Genomic DNA, 20065 nt, shown 5'->3' with positions numbered 1-20065 from the left:
CGGCTTTGCGCAGCGCTCAAGAATCCCGCCGTAGCCCACGTATCACGGGCGTTACACTGACATTGTCTGTCTTGAGGCTGAACGCATTCAAGGTAGTACAGGCAGGCGAAGGGCAGGCTGCTAGAGTTCAGGGCAACGACGCGACCTTTGCCGGTTGCCGTTCTGTCCTGTATTCGGCGTTCGAGTGAGAAACCGTGGAGAAAAGCAGACGACGTACGTTCGCCTGGGGTGTTGGCGCGTTGTTGGTGATCGCGCTGGTGGTCGGCCTGGGCATGCACCTGATGGGCGGCGCCCATAAAGGCAAGCCACCGTCTCCCGGCGAGCCCGTCGCGGTGGTGCCGGTGGTGTTGCAGGATGTGCCGGTGTACATCGACGCGCTGGGCACCGTGACACCGACGCGCAGCGTCACTGTGGTAAGCCAGGTCGACGGGATTCTCAGCAGCGTGGAGTTCAAGGAAGGCCAGCACGTGAGCAAGGGCCAGGTCATCGCCCGCATCGACGACCGCGCGCTCAAGGCGCAGCTGGCCGTGGCCAAGGGCACGCTCGCCCATGACCAGGCGGTGTTGAGCAACGCCCAGCGCGACCTCGCCCGTTACCGCGACCTGGTCAAGGCCGGCTCCACCAGCCAGCAAACCCTCGACACCCAAGCCTCCCTGGTCCAGCAGCAACAAGGCACCGTGGCCGCCGACCAAGGCAATGTGCAAAACCTCGAAGTGCAACTGAGCTACTGCACCATCACCTCACCCGTGGATGGCGTGGTCGGTCTGCGGCTGGTCGACCCCGGCAACTATGTCACCACCGCCAGCACCACCGGCATTGTGGTGATCACCCAGATGAACCCGGCCACCGTGGTGTTTGCCGTGCCCGAGGATGACCTGGCTGCAATCGACCAGGCCCTGGCCCGTGGCGCCGTGCCCGTGCTGGCTTACGACCGCAACAAGAAGTCCTTGCTGGCCACCGGCAGCCTGTTGGCCCTGGATAACCAGGTGGACACCAGCACCGGCACGATCAAGGTCAAGGCGCAGTTCGACGATTCGGGCGATACCCTGTTCCCCAATCAGTTCGTCAACGCACGGCTCAAAGCCGACACCTTGAGCCAGATCGCCGTGGTGCCGACCCGCGCGATCCAGCACGGCAGCAAAGGCGATTTCGTGTTTGTGGTGAATGGCAACAAGGCCAGCCTGCGCACGATCAAGACCGGCCCATCCACCGGCGACGTGTCGGCGGTGCTCGACAACGGCGTCAAGGCCGGTGAGCAGGTGGTCACCGAGGGCGCCGACAAACTGGACGATGGCTCCGTGGTGAAGGTCGTCGCCCAGTGAGGAGCTGCCGAGCATGAACATTTCGCGGCCCTTTATCGAACGCCCGGTCGCCACCACCTTGATGATGGTGGCGGTGCTGCTGCTCGGCCTGTTGGGGTATCACTTGCTGTCGGTGTCGGCGCTGCCCGAGGTGGATTACCCGACCATCCAAGTCTTCACCCAATACCCTGGCGCCAGCCCGGATGTGGTCAGTTCCTCGATCACCGCGCCGCTGGAGCGCCAGCTCGGTGAAATGCCCGGGCTCAAGTCGATGAACTCCACCAGCTCCGACGGCGCCTCGGTGGTGACCCTGCAGTTCGACCTGTCGCTGTCCCTGGACGTGGCCGAACAAGAAGTGCAGGCAGCGATCAACGCGGCGGGCACGTTCCTGCCGGCGAACCTGCCGTACCCGCCGGTGTACAGCAAGGTCAATCCGGCCGATGCGCCGGTACTGACGCTGTCGCTGACCTCCGACGTGCTGCCGCTGACCAAGGTCGAAGACCTGGCCGACACGCGCCTGGCGCAGAAGATCTCGCAGATCACCGGCGTCGGCCTGGTGACCATCAGCGGCGGCCAGCGCCCGGCCGTGCGGGTGGAGGCCAACACCTTGGCGCTGAACAGCCTCGGCCTGTCCCTGGATGATTTGCGCACCTCGCTGGGCACGGCCAACGTCAACCAGGCCAAGGGCAATATCGATGGCAAGTTCCAGGCGTATTCCATCGGCGCCAACGACCAACTGCAATCGGCCGAGGAATACCGCGACCTGGTGATCGCCTACAAGCATGGCGCGCCGATCCGCCTGTCGCAGATCGCCAGTTCCACCCAAGGGCCGGAAAACCCGCGCCAAGCGGCCTGGACCAATGACACGCCGTCCATCGTGCTGAATATCCAGCGTCAACCCGGCGCCAATGTGATCGAGGTGGTCGACCGCGTGCAGCAACTGCTGCCCAAGTTGCGCGCCAGCCTGCCGGGCACCTTGAAGGTGGCGGTGCTGACCGACCGCACCCAGACCATCCGCGCCTCGGTCACCGATGTGCAGTACGAGCTGGGGCTGGCGATCCTGCTGGTGGTGATCGTGATCTTCCTGTTCCTGCGCAATATCCCGGCGACGATCATCCCCGCCGTCACCATCCCGCTGACGCTGATCGGCACCTTGGCAGTGGCCTACGCCCTGGGTTTTTCGCTGAACAACCTGACGCTGATGGCGCTGACCATTGCCATCGGGTTTGTGGTGGATGACGCCATCGTCATGATCGAAAACATCACCCGTTACCTGGAGGCGGGCGACACGCCGTTGCAGGCCGCGCTCAAGGGCGCCGAGCAGATCGGCTTCACCATCATTTCGCTGTCCATCGCACTGATTGCGGTGATGATCCCGCTGCTGTTCATGGGCGATGTGGTGGGGCGGTTATTCCGCGAATTCGCCATGACCGTGGCGGTGACCATCGTGATTTCGGCGGTGATTTCCCTGACGCTCACACCGATGATGTGCGCGCGCATGCTCAAGTCCAAGCACGAGGCGCGCCGGCCGGATTTCTTCGACCGGATCAACCGCCATTACGTGCGCGGCCTGGACTGGGTGCTGGCGCACCGCACCCTCACGCTGATCTCGGTGGTGCTCACGGCTGCGCTCACGTTGTTCACCTTGGTGATCATGCCCAAGGGGTTTTTCCCGGACCAGGACACCGGCCTGATCCAGGGTATTTCCCAGGCGTCGCCGACCGTTTCGTTCCAGCAGATGCAGGTTGAGCAGCAACGTTTGGCCGCGCGCATTCTCAAGGATCCGGCCGTGCAGAGCCTGTCCTCGTTCGTGGGGATCGACCAGACCAACCCGACCATCAACCAAGGCAACCTGCTGATCAACCTCAAGCCCCGTGGCGAGCGTGACAGCAGCACCGCCGTGATCCGCCGCCTCGCGGACGCCAATGCCGATGACGCCGGCATCCGCCTGTACCTGCACTCGGTGCAAGACCTGACCCTGGACGCCACGGTGTCCACCACCAGCTACCGCCTCGGCCTGCAAGCCACCGATCCGGATGAGCTGGAGCAGTGGACCACCAAACTGCTCGCCGCGATCAAGAAAGACCCGATGTTCACCGATGTGCAAAGCCAGGCCATGCAGTTCGGCAACCAGATCAAGCTGACCTTCGACCGCGCCACCGCCTCGCGCCTGGGCATCACCCCGCAAGCCATCGACGATGTGCTGTACGACGCCTTTGGCCAGCGCCAGGTATCGACCCTCTACACCCAGCTCAACCAGTACCACGTGGTGATCGCCACCGACCACCCGCCGCGTAACCTGCCGGACTTGCTCACCGGTTTGTACGTGGACATTCCCGCAGGCGGGGTGGCGCCGCTGTCGAGCATGGCGACCCTGGAAGTGGTGCGTACGCCGGTCACCATCAACCGCCTGGGGCAGTTTCCCTATGCGGACGTGTCGTTCAACCTCGCGCCCGGCCAAACGTTGGGCGCGGCGGTCACGCGTTTGCAGGACATCGAAGCCCAGGTCGGCCTGCCGCTGTCGGTGCAAGCCAACCTGGAGGGCGCGGCGGCGACGTTCCAGGCGTCGTTGTCCAACCAGGTGTTCCTGGTGTTGGCGGCGATTGTGGTGGTGTACCTGATGCTCGGCATTCTGTACGAGAGCTTCGTGCACCCGGTGACCATCCTCTCGACCTTGCTCTCGGCGGCCCTCGGTGCGTTGCTGGCGCTGCTGCTGACCGGCACGCAGTTCGACATCATTGGCTTGATCGGCATCGTGTTGCTGATCGGCATTGTGATGAAGAACGGCATCATGATGGTCGACTTCGCCCTGGAGCTGTTGCGCGAAGGCGGCTTGAGCCCGGTGGCTGCGATTCGCCAGGCGGCGGAGTTGCGGTTCCGGCCGATCCTGATGACCAGCATGGCCTCGCTGTTCGGTGCGGTGCCGTTGGCGCTGGGCACGGGGATTGGTTCGGAGTTGCGTCACCCGCTGGGCATCGCAATCATCGGCGGCCTGTTGCTGAGCCAACTGCTCACGCTGTTTTCCACCCCGGTGATCTTCCTCGCCATGCACGGCCTGGGCGAGCGTTTCAGCCGTCGTCCGGTTGCCGTGGATTGATGCGATGAACCTCAGCGCGCCGTTTATCCATCGCCCCATTGCCACCACGCTGCTGGCGGCCGGGCTCGCGCTGTTTGGCGTGCTGGCGTTCAACCTGCTGCCGGTGGCGCCGCTGCCGGAAGTCGACTTCCCAACCATCAGCGTCAGCGCCTCGTTGCCCGGCGCCGACCCGACCACCGTCGCCAGCTCCGTGGCCACGCCGCTGGAGCGTCAGTTCGGCCAGATCGCCGGGGTCACGCAAATGACCTCCGCCAGCAGCCTGGGCTCGACGCGCATCACCATGCAGTTTGATTTGAACCGCGATATCGACGGCGCGGCGCGGGACGTGCAGGCGGCCATCAACGCCGCGCGCAGCAACTTGCCGAGCGACCTGTCGGGCAACCCGACGTACCGCAAGGTCAACCCGGCTGACTCGCCGATCCTGATCATCAGCTTGACCTCCGACAGCGCCACGCCGGGGCAGATGTACGACGCCGCTTCGACAGTGTTGGAACAACGCCTGTTGCAGACCACGGGCGTGGGCGATGTGACGGTGGGCGGCGGTGCGTTGCCGGCGGTGCGTATCGAGCTGAATCCGGATCGCCTTAATCAGTACGGGGTGAGCCTTGAGCAGGTGCGCCAGGTGATCGGCGCGTCCAATGCCAACCTGCCCAAGGGCAATGTGGCGGTGGGCGACCGCTCCTACGGCATCGGTGCCAACGACCAATTGCTTAACCCTGACGATTACGGGCCGCTGGTGGTCAAGGAGCACAACGGCGACCTGATCCACATCTCGGACCTTGGCTACGTGCGCGAAGACGTTCAGGACCTGCGCAACTTCGGCCTGTCCAACGGCAAGCCGGCCGTGCTGCTGGTGGTGTTCAAGCAGCCGGGCGCGAACGTGATCGACACGGTGGATGCGGTGAAGGCGTCGCTGCCGTTTCTGCAAAGCTCAATCCCGGCCTCGATCCAACTCAACCTGCTGATGGACCGCACCACTACCATTCGGGCGTCGCTGCACGACGTGGAAGTGACCTTGCTGGCGTCGATCCTGCTGGTGACGCTGGTGACCTTTGGTTTCTTCCGCGACTGGCGCAGCACCCTGGTGCCGGCGATCGTGGTGCCACTGTCGTTGCTCGGCACCTTTGGCGCCATGTATTTCCTTGGCTACAGCCTGAATAACCTGTCACTGATGGCGCTGACCATTTCCACCGGCTTTGTGGTGGACGACGCCATCGTGGTGGTGGAAAACATCATGCGTCATCTGGAGCGCGGCAAGACCCGGGTGGAAGCGGCCCTGGCCGGGGCGCGGGAAGTGGGGTTCACGGTGCTGACCATCAGCGTGTCGCTGGTGGCGGTGTTTATTCCGCTGCTGTTGATGGGCGGGATTGTCGGGCGGCTGTTTCGCGAGTTCTCGGTGTCGTTGTCGGTGGCCATCGTGATCTCGATGCTGATCTCGCTGACAGTCACGCCGATGCTCGCCAGCGTGCTGTTGCGCGCGCCCACAGAGGTGCATGAAGGCAACGAACACCCGGACTCACGCTTTCATCGCTTCTATGATCGCACCCTTGGCTGGGTGATCGACCATTCGATCCTGATGGGCTTGGTGACGGTGCTGGTGATCGTGCTCGCGGGCGTGTTGTACGTGCTGGTGCCCAAGGGCTTTTTCCCCCAGGAAGACACCGGGCGCTTGCAGGGCAGCATCATTGCGGCGCAGAGCATTTCGTACGGGGCGATGCAAAAGGACTTCACCGCGATCAACCACAAGGTCATGCAGAACCCCAACGTGGAAACCGCTGCCGGGTTTGTGGGCGGCGGTGGTGGGGGCGGCGGGGCGGTCAACAGCGCGCAGTTGTTTGTGCTGCTCAAGCCCATCGATCAGCGCAAGGACAGCGCCACCGAAGTGATTGGCCAGATCCGCCACACCCTGGGCGATATGCCGGGCACCAAGCTGTTTTTGCAGGCGGCCCAAGACATCACCGTGGGCGGCCGGCAAAGTGGCGCGCAGTACCAATACACCCTGACCGCCGATGACCAGCAGTCCCTGGATGAATGGGTGCCCAAGGTGGTGGCGGTGTTGCACACGCTGCCGCAATTGACCGACCTGAATACCGACCAGCAAGACAACAGCCTGTTGGCCAATGTGCAGATCAACCGCGACACGGCGGCGCGGCTTGGGGTGGGCATGTCGGCGGTGGACCAGACGCTGTACGACGCGTTTGGCCAGCGCCAGGTCTCGACCCTTTACCGCGCCGCCAACCAGTACCATGTGGTGATGGAAATCGCCCCCGAGTATTGGAACGACCCGACGGCGCTCAAAAGCATTTATGTGCCCACCGGCAGCGCGGCGGTGGCGGCCAAGGGCACCACGGCCACGCCGAACCTGGCCAACCCGGCAACGTTGGTGCCGCTGTCGGCCTTGGCGGATAACACGGTTTCGCGCACGGCCATTTCCATCAGTCACCAGGGTACGTTCCCGGCCGTGACCGTCTCGTTCAACCTGGCCCCGGGCACGTCGATCGGCCAGGCCACTGCACTGGTGGATGACGCGGTGAAGCAACTGCGCATGCCGGCCAGCGTCACCGGCCAGTTTGCCGGCACGGCCCAGGTGTTCCAGTCGTCGGTGGCCAGCGAGCCGCTGCTGATCGTCGCGGCGCTGCTGTCGGTGTACATCGTGCTGGGCATTCTGTACGAAAACCTGATGCACCCATTGACCATCCTGTCCACGTTGCCGTCGGCGGGTGTCGGTGCGTTGATTGCGTTGCTGCTGACCGGCACTGAGCTGTCGATCATCGCGCTGGTGGGGGTGATTTTGTTGATCGGTATCGTGAAGAAGAACGCGATCATGATGATCGATTTTGCGATCACCGAGCGGCGCGAGTTCGGGCTCACGGCCAAGGAAGCGATTCGCCGCGCGTGCCTGATCCGTTTCCGGCCGATCATGATGACCACCTTGGCGGCCATCCTCGGCGCATTGCCGCTGGTGCTGGGGCATGGCTACGGCTCCGAGCTGCGCCGGCCCTTGGGGATTTCGATTATTGGTGGCCTGTTGCTCAGCCAGGTGCTGACGCTCTACACCACCCCGGTGATTTACCTCTGGCTCGACCGGGCGTCCCAACGCCTGGGGCGGCACAAGGAAGCAAGGTCATGAAATTCAAATACAGCGTGCTGTTCCTCAGCCTGGTGCTTGGCGGTTGCATGGTCGGGCCCGACTACCAGAAACCCGCGATGCAATTGCCGCAGACGTTCAAGGAAGGCGCGCAGTGGCAGCGTGCGGTGTCCAACCCCCGGGGCGCTTTGGACAGCCAGTGGTGGCTGGCCTATCAGGACCCGGTGCTGAACGACCTGGTGGCGCGCTCGGCCAAGGCCAACCAGTCGATCATCGCGGCGGAGGCGGCGTACCGATTGGCCCAGGCGCAGGTGGCATCGAGCCGCGCCGGGTTGTGGCCGACGGTGGGTGTGGGGCTGTCGGGGTCGCGGGGGGAGGGTGGTGACGGCACCACCTCCACCGCCACGACGTCCACTGGGGTGAAAAACAGCGTGAGTGCCACCCTCACCGCCAGTTGGGAGCCGGACCTGTGGGGCCAGGTGCGCCGGGGGATCGAGTCGAGCCAGGCCACGGCGCAGCAATCCGACGCGTTGCTGGCCGGGGTGCGGTTGTCCATCAGTTCCAGCGTGGCGAGCAACTACCTGGCGTTGCGGCAGATGGACATCGATGTGCGCCTGCTGCAGCAACAACAAACCATCAATCAGCAATTGCTGGACATGATCCAGGCCCAGTTCACCCAGGGCGTGGCGACCAACGACCAGTTGCTGGTGGCCCAGGACCAACTGACCACCTCGATTGCCGACCTGCAAACCTCGTTGCGCGACCGTGAGCAGTATGAGCATGCCCTGGCGGTGCTGGTGGGCATGGCACCCAGTGAGTTCAGCGTGGCACCGCGTACTGACTTCAGCTTCGTGGTGCCCCGGCCGCCGTTGACCTTGCCGTCGACTTTGCTGCAACGCCGGCCCGATGTGGTGGCGGCCGAGCGTTCGGCGGCGGCGGCCAACGCCAAGATTGGTGTGGCCGAGGCGGCGTTTTTCCCAACCCTTGACCTGACCGCGTCATTGGGCTATCGCGGCAGTGCGCTGGGCGGTCTGTTCTCGCTGCCTAACCGCATCTGGACGTTGGGGCCGGCGTTGGCGGAGACGATCTTTGATGGCGGCGCCCGAGAAGCGGCGGTCAAGCAGGCTGAGGCGAGTTATGACCAGATTGCGGCCAACTACCGTGGCACGGTGCTCAGTGCGTTGCAGAACGTCGAGGACAACTTGTCGGCGATCAATCATCTGCAGGCGCAGGCGGATGCGTTCCAGCAGGTGTTTGCGCGTAATCAGCAACTGTTTGGCAGCCAGGAGGCGCAATTGCGTGCGGGCACGGTGAGCCGTGAGGCGGTGTTGACCCAGCAATTGGTGTTGCTGCAGGCCGAGCAGAATCTGCGGGATACGCAGGGGCAGTTGAGCCAGGGGAGTGTGGCGTTGATCCAGAGTTTGGGGGGCGGTTGGCAGCCCTGATGGCTCACTATGTTGCTGATGGACCCACACTCAAATGTGGGAGCTGGCTTGCCAGCGATAGCGGTCTATTGATTGTTCACTGACTTACTGACGCCACTCGATCCAACTGTGGGAGCGGGCTTGCTCGCGAAGGCTATGTGGCAGGCTCTAGGGATCTTTGGTCGGAGTACATATCCATTGCTGCGGTAACGGCGGCTTAGGGTTCCGCTCTTACAGCGGCTCACTTTTGGAGAGACCCAAAAGTAAGCAAAAGGTCTTCGCCCCAACACTCGGCACCTCGCTTAGGCTCGGTGTGCCCGTAATTCGACAGTGATTTGGGGGGGCGCCTAAGATCAAAATCAAAAGCAAGAGCACAGCGGCCTGACCGGATATCTATGTTCCGTCACCGCGCTCGCGGTATATTCGCGGCACTTTAAACGCAGGAAGCCCGAATCATGGCAGGAAGCAGCTTGTTGGTATTGATCGATGACATCGCCGCCGTGCTCGACGATGTGGCGTTGATGACCAAAATGGCGGCCAAGAAAACCGCTGGGGTGTTGGGCGATGACTTGGCGCTCAATGCCCAGCAGGTCTCCGGCGTACGCGCCGAGCGGGAGATTCCCGTGGTGTGGGCGGTGGCCAAGGGCTCGTTTGTCAACAAGCTGATCCTGGTGCCGGCCGCCTTGCTGATCAGTGCGTTTGCACCCTGGGCGGTCACGCCGTTGTTGATGCTGGGCGGGGCGTACCTGTGTTTTGAAGGCTTTGAGAAGCTCGCGCATAAATTTCTGCACAGCCAGAGCGAAGACAAGGCTGACCATGCCCAGTTGGTCGACGCCGTGGCCGATCCGGCGACCGATCTGGTGGCGTTTGAAAAGGACAAGATCAAAGGCGCGATTCGCACGGACTTCATTCTCTCTGCCGAAATCATTGCCATCACCCTGGGCACGGTGGCGGACGCGCCGTTGATGCAGCAGGTGGTTGTGCTGTCGGGCATCGCCATTGTCATGACCATCGGCGTCTATGGGCTGGTGGCCGGCATCGTCAAGTTGGACGACCTGGGCCTGTGGCTTACGCAGAAGCCTGGCGTGATGGCGCGCCGTATCGGCGGCGCAATCTTGCGCGCGGCCCCGTACATGATGAAGAGCCTGTCGGTGATTGGTACGGCGGCGATGTTCCTGGTGGGCGGTGGCATCCTTACCCATGGTGTGCCGGTGGTGCATCACTGGATCGAGTCGGTCAGCCAAGGCGCGGGTGGGGTGGCCTGGTTGATGCCGACGCTGCTCAATGGCGTGGCGGGAGTGATTGCAGGGGCGGCGGTATTGGTCGTCGTTCAAGTAATTGGCAAGGTATGGCAAGCCGCGAAGGGCTGATGTTGATCGTTGCCACGCCACGCGCGGGAACGATCCACGCCGCAACAAAAAAGGCCATTCAATCGAATGGCCTTTTTTGTAGGCGTTGTTTACTCGGCAATCTGCAACTTGCGCGACTCGGTATAGATGTACCGCACTTTTTCATACTCAAACGGCGAGTTCATCTGCCCATAGCGGAAGCTGGTCTGGTAGCGCTTGTCCACCGCGCGCAGGGCCCAGATTTCCGGGTGGTTTTCGCTGACCTTGGACACGTTGAGGAAGTTGATCTCGGTTTCTGCGCCGTAGTCGACGACCAGGCCGGTGGTGTCGCGCAGGTTCGACGGGCCGAAGATCGGCAGCACCAGGTAGGCGCCCCCGGGGACGCCGTAGAAGCCCAGGGTCTGGCCGAAGTCTTCGCTCTGGCGCGGCAGGCCCATGGCGGTGGCCGGGTCCCACAGGCCGGCGATGCCGATGGTGGTGTTGAGCAGCAGGCGCCCGGTGGTTTCCAGGGAGCGGTGGCCCTTGAGCTGCAGCAGGCTGTTCAACAGGTTGGGCACGTCGCCCAAGTTATTGAAGAAGTTGCTCACGCCCGTGCGCAGGAAGCTCGGCGTGACGTAGCGGTAACCGTCCACCACCGGCAGGAAGACCCATTGGTCGAAGCGGTAATTGAAGTGGTACACGCGGCGGTTCCACGACTCCAGCGGGTCGTAGACGTTAAGCGCAGTCAGCGAGGAACGTTCGAACTCACGTTGGTCCAGGCCCGGGTTGAACTTGAGCTTGGACAGCGGCTCCTTGAAGCCATCGGCGTCGACCTTGACCGGTTCATGGGCCTTGCTGTTGTCGGCATTGGCCACGCCTGCGCACATCAGGGCGGCGAGCAGCAGAAGATATTTAGCCACGGAAGAACTCCAGCATGGCGTCGGCGTTGACGCGGTAATTGAGGTTGCCGCAGTGGCCGCCCAGCGGGTAGACGGTCAAGCGATCGCCGAAGGTTTTACGCAGGAAGCCGAGGTCGCCAGGGCCGAGGATCACGTCGTCGGCGTTGTGCATGACGGCGATTTTCGGGCTGTTGTGCAGGTAGTCCTTGAGGGCGTACAGGCTGACCTGATCGACCAGTTGCAACAGGCTGCCGCCATCGGAGCGGGCGCGCCACATCGGGATCACTTGCTCGGTGAGGTAGCAGTCGAAGTCACATTGCAGCGCACGCTTGAGGAATGGCGTGAGGCTGGTGCCTTCGGTGATCGGGTATTTGGGCGGGATGATCAGGCCGCGACGGTTGATCAGGTCCGAAGTAAAGGCGATGTCGGCCGCCGAGAAGCGGAACGAGGTACCGATCAGCATGGCCATCTGTTCGTTGGTCAGGTGCTGCTTGGATTGCTGGAAGTCGTAGAGCAGGGCGTCGTTGAGGTCGATGTAGCCCTTCTGCTGGAAGTAGCGGGTCAGCTTGTTCAGCACCAGCTCATAAAAGGTGGTGGTGTTGTTGATGCCCTTGACCTCGGTCTGCACCAGCTTGTCGAGGTTGGTGATCGAGGTGTAGAGGTTGACCGGCGGGTTCAGCAGCAGCACTTTCTTGAAGTTGAAACTGCGGCGGGTTTCGTCCAGCTTGCTGACAAACGCCGCATCCAGGCCGCCCAGGCTGTAGCCGGTGAGGTAGAAGTCGGTGATCGGCAGCGAGGCGTTCTGTGCACGCACGGCTTGCATCACGCGGTACATGTCTTCGGCGTCTTCCTGGGTGATACCCGGGGTGGCGAAGCGCGAGGCGGCGCTGATGAAGTCAAAGCTGGTGGGCGACGAGAGCTGCACCACGTGGTAGCCGGCCTGGTAATACAGTTTTTTCAGGTATTCGTTGATGCTGCTGTCAAAGCGCGCACCGGTGCCGGCGATCAGGAAGATCAGCGGCGCGGCGTGATCCTGCTTGGCGATGCGGTAGGTGAGTTTCTTCACCGCCCAGAAGTTGTCCGGCAGGCTGAACTCGCGCTCGGGGCGCATCGTCAGGCTGTAGTCGGACTGGTTGATCTCGTCGTCACTCGGCAGCTTGGGCCGCAAGTCCGGCGGGGTGGTGGCGATGGTCGCTTCGAACGGGTTGGTCAAAGGGAAGCCATAGGTGGCTTGGTCGACGTCGACCGCCAGTGCTGACGCACTCAGAAAAAGGCTGCCCAGCAGGGCAGCACAGCGCAAGGAACGGAGCATGACTTAATCCCTAAGAGGAAACGTGCTGAAAGATGTTCGCAGGCTATGACCACCGCGCTGTCGCCGAAGTGCCAGCACTCGGCACGAAAAGTCGGAAAAAACGTCGGATTCAGGGTAATAGTAGCCAGACGATACACTTTGCCACGCGTTGGTGAACACTAATTGTGTGTATGCGCCTTGCCAACGGCCACCGGGGCATTAAGCTGAGCGCCGTTTTTGCCTATCGGAGTGCCCCAATGTCCCGTCGTTTACCCTGGATCCTGCTGCTGATTGCCCTGCCTTTATGGCTGGCCGCCAGTTATGGCGCACGTTATGGCTTCATGGAGGACGGTCAATGGGTCGGCATCTGCGCCGATGAGGCCAGCCGCTGGGAATGCCAACTGCGCTCGAACCTGGGCCTGATGATCCACTTCAAGGTGATGGGCTGGGCGGCGCTGGTCACGGCGGTGCTGGCGTTCTTCGTGCCGGGCCGTGCGGGCTGGGGGCTGGCGGTGCTGGGGATGCTGTTCGGCCTGCCGGCGCTGGCGTTGTACAACACCACGTTTGCGGTGTTTGCGGTGGTGATTGCGGGGTTGCGGTTGGTCAGGAAGCCACGGGTAGCCTGATTATCCCTATGTGGCGAGGGAGCTTGCTCCCGCTGGGCTGCGCAGCGGCCCCAAAATCTTGGGAGCGCTTCGCACTCCAGCGGGAGCAAGCTCCCTCGCCACAGGTCAGGTTTAAGCCTTGCGCACTCGCAAGCAACGCCACAACGCTGCAACCATCAACACGCTGACCACCGCCCACCCCCACGCCTGCTGGTTCAACAGGCCTTCTCGGTACAACTGCGGCGCAATGCCGGCACCGATGATAAAGGCCAGCAGCGCAATTTCCCGACGCGGCCCGGTTACCGGACGCACCAGGTACACCAGCGCCGGTAATACCAAGGCCGCACTCGGAAAGCTGCGGTAGCGCGGGTCAAACACCAACGCCAGCATCATCACCGCACCGGCAAACCCGGCGATCGCCACCAGCCAACCGGCGCGCTGTTCCAGCCAGTTGAATGCGCGTCCACGCCAACCTTCCCGGGCACTCAGGGACAAGGCAGCGTGAGCGAGTACCAGCAGGTTCAACAGCACCAGCAAGCCTGCCCACACCCATTCGTCATTGAAGCGTGCGGTCACACGGGTCAGTTCCGCCCAGGTGCCGATGGAGCAGGCCGCAACGGCGCCGAGCAGCGGCAGCAGGATTGCCGAGCGCTTGCTGCGCACGCAACCGCCGAGCGCCAGCGTGCCGAGCAGGATGAGCCCGCCCACCCCGAGCCACAGCGGCCAGTACGGCACATTGCTCACCGGGCCGGCGAGGATGCCTTTGTCCTGGCGATCAGCATCGAACAGGCCCCAGTAACCACCGACGGCACCTTCGCTGGCGCGCTTCCAGGGTTGGTCGAAGGCTTCGATCAGGTTGTAGTGCCAGCCGTTGGCTTCGGCCATGGCCACGAAACCGCGCATGAACTTGGCCTCGTTGACGCGGCTCGGCACGGCGGTTTCACGCTGGCGGCCTTCGCTGGGCCAGCCGGTTTCGCCGATCAGCACGTCCTTGGGGGCGAACTTGTTGCCGAAGGTTTGGCGCACATCGCCCACATGCTTGAGGGCCTGGTCGATGCCCGACGGGTCATCCTCCCAGTACGGCAGCAGGTGGATGGTGAGGAAGTCCACGGCCGGAGCGATTTCCGGGTGTTGCAGCCAGAACTCCCACACGTCGGCGTAGGTCACCGGTTGCTGGATGTGGCTTTTGACTTTATGAATCAGGGTCACCAGCTGCTTGGCGGTGACTTCCTTGCGCAGCAAGGCTTCGTTGCCGACGATCACGGCGGTCACCACATCCGGGTTGGCGTTGGCAGAGGTGATCAGTTCGTCGATTTCTTTCTCGGTGGCTACCGGGTCGCTGCTCACCCAGGCGCCGGCCATCAGTTTCAATCCATGCTTGCGTGCCATTTCGGGCAGGGCTTCCAGGCCGGTCATGGAATAGGTGCGAATGCATTCGAAGCGGGTGGCCAGCAAGGCCAGGTCGGCGTCCATGCGCTCGGGGCGCAGCTTGAATGGCTGGTCGAATGGCGATTGGTCTTTGTCGAAGGGCGTGTAGGACGCGCATTGCATCTTGTGGCTGGCGCTGGCGACGTCCGGCAGCACCACGGGCCGGCCGAGGCCGTACCAGTAACCGACGAGGGCCAGCAGGCCGAGGGCAAAGGCGAGGAAATAGGGCAGGGCGGGGAAGCGGGCAGTCGCGGGCATGGTCGGCTTATCTGGAAGAGCAAAGGCGCGCATCTTACCCGGATTTGCCCCGTCCCAGTGGGGCAGCATAATTTTGACATGCAAAGTTCGGGCGGGATTTTGACGCCATATCCTACAAAACGTCCTGCTGGCGTTGTGATGTCGTTTCTTGCTTACCTGAGGTCGCAGGCAGAGCAGGTTCCAAGCCCCGTCAGGTTGATGATCAAAGGGTCAGCACTCCACTGATGTGGCAGCAGCCGGATCGATGCGCGTGAAGGGGGCGCGGTGCACCACATAACAACTAGGTTGACGTCGCTCGGCATCCGTCGGGCGCAGCACTTTCGGGGAAGTACTATGAAGATGCGACGACTCTTGGGCGCAGCTGCCACTCTGGTAGTTGCGATGAGCTCCACACTGGCCAGCGCCGACAGCAAAACCCTGAGCATCGGCTATGTGGATGGCTGGTCCGACAGCGTGGCCACCACCCACGTGGCGGCGGAAGTGATCAAGGAAAAGCTCGGTTATGACGTGAAGCTGCAGGCAGTCGCCACCGGGATCATGTGGCAAGGCGTGGCCACCGGCAAACTCGATGCCATGCTCTCCGCCTGGCTGCCAGTGACCCACGGTGAGTACTGGGCCAAGAACAAGGACAAGGTGGTCGACTACGGCCCCAACTTCAAGGATGCGAAAATCGGCCTGATCGTGCCGGAGTACGTCAAGGCCAAGTCCATTGAAGACCTCAAGACCGACACCACCTTCAAGAACAAGATTGTCGGCATCGACGCCGGTTCAGGCGTGATGCTCAAGACCGACGAAGCCATCAAGCAGTACGGCCTCGACTATAAACTGCAAGCCAGTTCGGGCGCGGCGATGATCGCCGAACTGACCCGTGCCGAAGACAAGCAGGAATCCATCGCGGTCACCGGTTGGGTGCCACACTGGATGTTCGCCAAGTGGAAACTGCGTTTCCTCGACGACCCGAAAGGCGTTTACGGTGCAGCGGAAACCGTCAACAGCATCGGCAGCAAGGGCCTAGAGAAGAAAGCGCCGGAAGTCGCAGCCTTCCTGAAAAAATTCCAGTGGGCCTCCAAGGATGAAATCGGCGAAGTCATGCTGGCGATCCAAGAAGGCGCCAAGCCTGATGCCGCAGCCAAGGATTGGGTGGCCAAGCACCCCGAGCGTGTAGCGGAGTGGACCGGTAAGTAACCGTTAATCTGTAGAAATTACGCCGCAAACCTAATGTGGGAGCGGGCTTGCCCGCGAATGCAGTGTGTCAGTCGATGCATAAGTCGACTGAACCACTGCATTTGCGGGCAAGCCCGCTCCCACATTTTTGTCTGTATTCCGGCTGTTGTTTATTTGTTGGCCGCAAAACTTGCGAAGTGGCTATCTCCATCTACTACTAAGGTCGTCTGGAACCTCTACGGCAGCCGCATACAGTGGATACGTTCCAAAATAATAAAAAGCTGTGCTGCGAGGATAAAAACAATGAACGACAGCATTTACCTCTCGATTCAAAACAGCCCGCGTTTCAAGGAGCTGGTGAGAAAAAGGGAACGATTCGCCTGGATACTCTCGGCAATCATGCTAGGGCTTTACTCCGCTTTCATCCTGTTGATCGCCTACGGGCCACAAATACTGGGGGCCAAGCTCAGCCCTGGTTCCTCGATTACCTGGGGCATTCCCCTGGGCGTCGGACTGATTGTGTCCGCCTTCATTCTGACCGGCATCTATGTGCGCCGGGCCAACGGCGAATTTGACGACCTGAACAATGCGATTCTCAAGGAGGCTGCGCAATGATCCGGCGTCTATTGGCTGTATTCGGCGCTTCGCTGTTTGCTCCGGCCGTTTGGGCGGCGGACGCATTGACCGGTGAAGTGCACAAGCAACCGCTGAACGTCTCCGCCATCGTGATGTTCATCGCGTTTGTCGGTGCCACTCTGTGCATCACCTACTGGGCGTCCAAGCGCAACAAGTCGGCGGCCGACTATTACGCGGCCGGCGGCAAGATCACCGGTTTCCAGAATGGCCTGGCGATTGCCGGTGACTACATGTCGGCGGCGTCCTTCCTGGGGATTTCCGCGCTGGTGTATACCTCCGGTTATGACGGCCTGATCTACTCGATCGGCTTCCTGGTGGGTTGGCCGATCATCCTGTTCCTGATCGCCGAGCGCCTGCGTAACCTGGGCAAGTACACCTTTGCCGACGTGGCGTCCTACCGCCTCGGGCAAACCCAGATCCGCAGCCTCTCGGCCTGTGGTTCGCTGGTGGTGGTGGCGTTCTACCTGATCGCGCAGATGGTGGGGGCGGGCAAGCTGATCCAGCTGCTGTTCGGCCTGGACTACCATGTGGCGGTGATCCTGGTGGGCATCCTGATGGTGCTCTATGTGTTGTTCGGCGGCATGCTGGCAACCACCTGGGTACAGATCATCAAGGCGGTGCTGCTGTTGTCCGGCGCGTCGTTCATGGCGTTGATGGTGATGAAGCACGTCAACTTCGATTTCAACGTCCTGTTCTCCGAGGCGATCAAGGTTCACCCTAAAGGTGAAGCGATCATGAGCCCTGGCGGCCTGGTAAAAGACCCGATCTCGGCGTTCTCCCTCGGGCTTGCGCTGATGTTTGGTACCGCTGGCCTGCCGCACATCCTGATGCGCTTCTTCACCGTCAGCGACGCTAAAGAAGCCCGCAAGAGCGTGTTCTATGCCACTGGCTTCATTGGTTACTTCTACATCCTGACCTTTATCATCGGCTTCGGCGCGATCCTGCTGGTCAGCACCAACCCGGCGTTCAAGGACGCGGCAGGCGCGTTGCTGGGCGGTAACAACATGGCGGCGGTGCACCTGGCCAACGCGGTGGGTGGCAGCATTTTCCTGGGCTTCATCTCGGCCGTGGCCTTCGCCACCATCCTGGCAGTGGTTGCCGGCTTGACCCTGGCCGGTGCGTCGGCGGTGTCCCATGACCTGTATGCCAGCGTGATCAAGAAAGGCAAGGCCAACGACAAGGATGAGATTCGCGTCTCGAAGATCACCACCATCGCCCTGGGCGTGCTGGCTATCGGCCTGGGCATCCTGTTCGAAAGCCAGAACATCGCGTTCATGGTCGGCCTGGCGTTCTCCATTGCGGCCAGCTGTAACTTCCCGGTGTTGCTGCTTTCCATGTACTGGAAAAACCTCACCACCCGTGGCGCCATGATCGGCGGCTGGTTGGGCCTGATCAGTGCGGTTGGCCTGATGATCCTGGGCCCGACCATCTGGGTCTCGATCCTGCACCATGAAAAAGCCATCTTCCCTTATGAGTACCCGGCGCTGTTCTCGATGATCATTGCGTTCATCGGCATCTGGTTCTTCTCCATCACCGACAAGTCGGCGGCGGCAGACAAGGAACGTGCGCTCTACTTCCCGCAGTTTGTGCGTTCGCAGACTGGCCTGGGGGCGAGCGGGGCGGTTAACCACTAATCGCGCTGGCTGTTACAAAAAAATGCCCCGGTCGCGAGATCGGGGCATTTTTTTGCTTTTATTGGTAACAGATACGACAAAACTGTTTCTCAGATCCTGCACCAATAAAAGGTGTAGGTGGGCGGTGCGCAATCCGTTGTAGGGGCCCGGCTTGCCGGCGATGGCGTCCTTGAGCCTGGCGCTGACCTTGCGGGCCTCATCGCCGGCAAGCCGGCCACCTACAGAGGGGGTGGTGTTGTTGGGAGGGCGGAAACGAATAAGGCCTCCAGAGGAGGCCTTATTCAGTGCAATCAAGCCGTTAGCGGCTTACTTGCGATCTTCCAGCTGGGTGATGTCACGCGACTCGTAGCCGGTGTACAGCTGGCGCGGGCGGCCAATCTTGTACGGGCTGGAGAGCATTTCTTTCCAGTGGGAGATCCAGCCTACGGTCCGCGCCAGGGCGAAGATCACGGTAAACATGCTGGTTGGAATGCCGATCGCCTTGAGAATGATCCCCGAGTAGAAGTCGACGTTCGGGTACAGCGAGCGTTCGATGAAGTACGGGTCGGTCAGGGCGATCTCTTCCAGGCGCATGGCCAGTTCGAGTTGCGGATCGTTCTTGATGCCCAGTTCCTTCAACACTTCGTCGCAGGTCTGCTTCATGACGGTGGCGCGCGGGTCGCGGTTCTTGTAGACCCGGTGACCGAAGCCCATCAACTTGAATGGATCGTTCTTGTCCTTGGCCTTGGCGATGAACTTGTCGATGTTGGACACATCGCCGATTTCATCGAGCATGGTCAAGACGGCTTCGTTCGCACCGCCGTGGGCAGGGCCCCACAGTGCGGCGATACCGGCGGCGATACAGGCGAACGGGTTGGCACCCGAAGAGCCGGCCAGGCGCACGGTGGAGGTCGATGCGTTCTGCTCGTGGTCGGCGTGGAGGATGAAGATCCGGTCCATGGCCTTGGCGAGTGTCGGGCTGATCGGTTTGATCTCGCACGGGGTGTTGAACATCATGTGCAGGAAGTTTTCCGCGTACGACAGGTCGTTGCGCGGGTACATCATGGGTTGGCCCATGGAGTACTTGTACACCATCGCGGCCAGGGTCGGCATCTTGGCAACCAGGCGGATCGCGGAGATTTCGCGATGCTGCGGGTTATTGATGTCGAGGGAGTCGTGATAGAAGGCCGACAGGGCGCCGACCACGCCGCACATGACCGCCATCGGGTGGGCGTCGCGACGGAAACCGTTGAAGAAGGTCTTCAACTGCTCGTGAACCATGGTGTGGTTCTTCACATTACTGACAAACTTGGCTTTCTGCTCAGCGGTTGGCAATTCGCCATTTAGCAGCAGGTAGCAGGTTTCCAGGTAGTCCGACTTCTCGGCCAACTGCTCGATCGGGTAGCCCCGGTGCAGCAGGATGCCATTGTCGCCATCGATATAGGTGATCTTCGACTCGCAAGAGGCGGTCGACATGAAGCCTGGGTCGAAAGTGAAACGGCCCGTGGCCGTCAGGCCCCGTACATCGATAACATCGGGACCAACGGTGCCGGTTAAAATGGGCAGCTCGACGGGGGCTGCGCCCTCGATGATCAACTGCGCTTTTTTGTCAGCCATGTGGCCTCCTATTTATGCTTCAAATCATCAGACAGACCCCCCACGCAGGGCCCGCACCACTATATTGATATAAATCCAGATGTCAATTTGCCTAAAGTCTTGCAGCAGAAGGCTTTAACCGTACTTTTTCCTCGAAATTGACTGCCATTTACGCCTTTTATACCGCCAGCGCAATCAGCTATTAGGGTGAGGACAGCGCGTTGTCATTAGTAACCTAACTGTCTATACTCGGCCACCGACCGCCAAGGGCTTTTGGGCTTGCTTTCATTGGGGGTCGCACTCCCTGGGTGGTGCTTACCTGACCAGTGCACTCCCC

At 61.6% G+C, this 20065-nt stretch carries 14 protein-coding genes; 9 read left to right on the top strand and 5 right to left on the bottom strand.

Going from position 1 to position 20065, the window contains the following annotated elements; all coding sequences use genetic code 11:
• Positions 1–194 precede the first annotated feature (194 nt).
• From ACVWVP_RS09370 to ACVWVP_RS09350, 5 genes are all read left to right on the top strand, one after another.
• Entirely contained in the window at positions 195–1322 is a 1128-nt protein-coding gene (locus ACVWVP_RS09370) for an efflux RND transporter periplasmic adaptor subunit (protein ID WP_457405399.1), read from the top strand.
• A 13-nt stretch (positions 1323–1335) separates the two neighbouring features.
• Positions 1336–4398 (top strand): efflux RND transporter permease subunit, encoded by a 3063-nt coding sequence (locus tag ACVWVP_RS09365; RefSeq protein ID WP_457405398.1) that lies wholly within the window; start codon positions 1336–1338, stop codon positions 4396–4398.
• 4 nt (positions 4399–4402) lie between these two features.
• Positions 4403–7528: an efflux RND transporter permease subunit gene (locus ACVWVP_RS09360; RefSeq protein WP_457405396.1), complete on the top strand. Its 3126-nt coding sequence runs from the start codon at positions 4403–4405 to the stop codon at positions 7526–7528.
• Positions 7525–8931, top strand: coding sequence for an efflux transporter outer membrane subunit (locus ACVWVP_RS09355; RefSeq protein ID WP_259173260.1), 1407 nt, complete (start codon positions 7525–7527; stop codon positions 8929–8931). The genes ACVWVP_RS09360 and ACVWVP_RS09355 overlap by 4 nt, the downstream gene beginning before the upstream one ends.
• A gap of 434 nt (positions 8932–9365) precedes the next feature.
• The gene (locus ACVWVP_RS09350) at positions 9366–10280 is read left to right on the top strand and encodes a DUF808 domain-containing protein (RefSeq protein ID WP_457405394.1); all 915 of its coding nucleotides are present in this window, start codon (positions 9366–9368) and stop codon (positions 10278–10280) included.
• Between the two features lie 89 nt (positions 10281–10369).
• Here the strand turns inward: ACVWVP_RS09350 and ACVWVP_RS09345 are convergent, their stop codons facing one another.
• Entirely contained in the window at positions 10370–11158 is a 789-nt protein-coding gene (locus ACVWVP_RS09345; protein ID WP_178921972.1) for an MlaA family lipoprotein, read from the bottom strand.
• Positions 11151–12449, bottom strand: coding sequence for a serine/threonine protein kinase (locus tag ACVWVP_RS09340; RefSeq protein WP_178921970.1), 1299 nt, complete (start codon positions 12447–12449; stop codon positions 11151–11153). The genes ACVWVP_RS09345 and ACVWVP_RS09340 overlap by 8 nt, the downstream gene beginning before the upstream one ends.
• A gap of 236 nt (positions 12450–12685) precedes the next feature.
• On the opposite strand from ACVWVP_RS09340, the gene ACVWVP_RS09335 reads away from it, so the two are divergent.
• Positions 12686–13054, top strand: a complete 369-nt coding sequence (locus tag ACVWVP_RS09335) for a hypothetical protein (RefSeq protein WP_457405391.1) — start codon at positions 12686–12688, stop codon at positions 13052–13054.
• A gap of 111 nt (positions 13055–13165) precedes the next feature.
• On the opposite strand, the gene ACVWVP_RS09330 is transcribed toward ACVWVP_RS09335, so the two are convergent.
• Complete coding sequence (locus ACVWVP_RS09330) at positions 13166–14719, bottom strand: glycoside hydrolase family 17 protein (protein ID WP_457405388.1); 1554 nt, start codon at positions 14717–14719, stop codon at positions 13166–13168.
• Positions 14720–15052: 333 nt separating this feature from the next.
• Here ACVWVP_RS09330 and ACVWVP_RS09325 point away from each other — a divergent pair, with 333 nt between their 5' ends.
• The 3 genes from ACVWVP_RS09325 to ACVWVP_RS09315 all read left to right on the top strand — a co-directional run bounded on the left by ACVWVP_RS09325 (position 15053) and on the right by ACVWVP_RS09315 (position 18153).
• Positions 15053–15904 carry a glycine betaine ABC transporter substrate-binding protein gene (locus ACVWVP_RS09325; protein WP_016972152.1) on the top strand — a complete coding sequence of 284 codons (852 nt, stop codon included), beginning with the start codon at positions 15053–15055 and terminating at the stop codon, positions 15902–15904.
• A 282-nt stretch (positions 15905–16186) separates the two neighbouring features.
• Positions 16187–16498, top strand: coding sequence for a DUF485 domain-containing protein (locus tag ACVWVP_RS09320; protein ID WP_176996499.1), 312 nt, complete (start codon positions 16187–16189; stop codon positions 16496–16498).
• Complete coding sequence (locus tag ACVWVP_RS09315; RefSeq protein WP_176996498.1) at positions 16495–18153, top strand: cation acetate symporter; 1659 nt, start codon at positions 16495–16497, stop codon at positions 18151–18153. Before ACVWVP_RS09320 ends, ACVWVP_RS09315 begins: the two co-directional genes overlap by 4 nt.
• Before the next feature lie 12 nt (positions 18154–18165).
• On the opposite strand, the gene ACVWVP_RS09310 is transcribed toward ACVWVP_RS09315, so the two are convergent.
• A complete protein-coding gene (locus tag ACVWVP_RS09310) occupies positions 18166–18447 on the bottom strand; it encodes a hypothetical protein (protein WP_178921964.1) in 282 nt (93 codons plus the stop codon).
• Between the two features lie 12 nt (positions 18448–18459).
• Entirely contained in the window at positions 18460–19749 is a 1290-nt protein-coding gene (gltA, locus tag ACVWVP_RS09305) for a citrate synthase (protein ID WP_176996496.1), read from the bottom strand.
• Positions 19750–20065 lie beyond the last annotated feature (316 nt).

The sequence above is a fragment of the Pseudomonas sp. TE24901 genome, from assembly GCF_054058375.1.
This window is presented reverse-complemented; position numbering and strand designations above follow the sequence as displayed.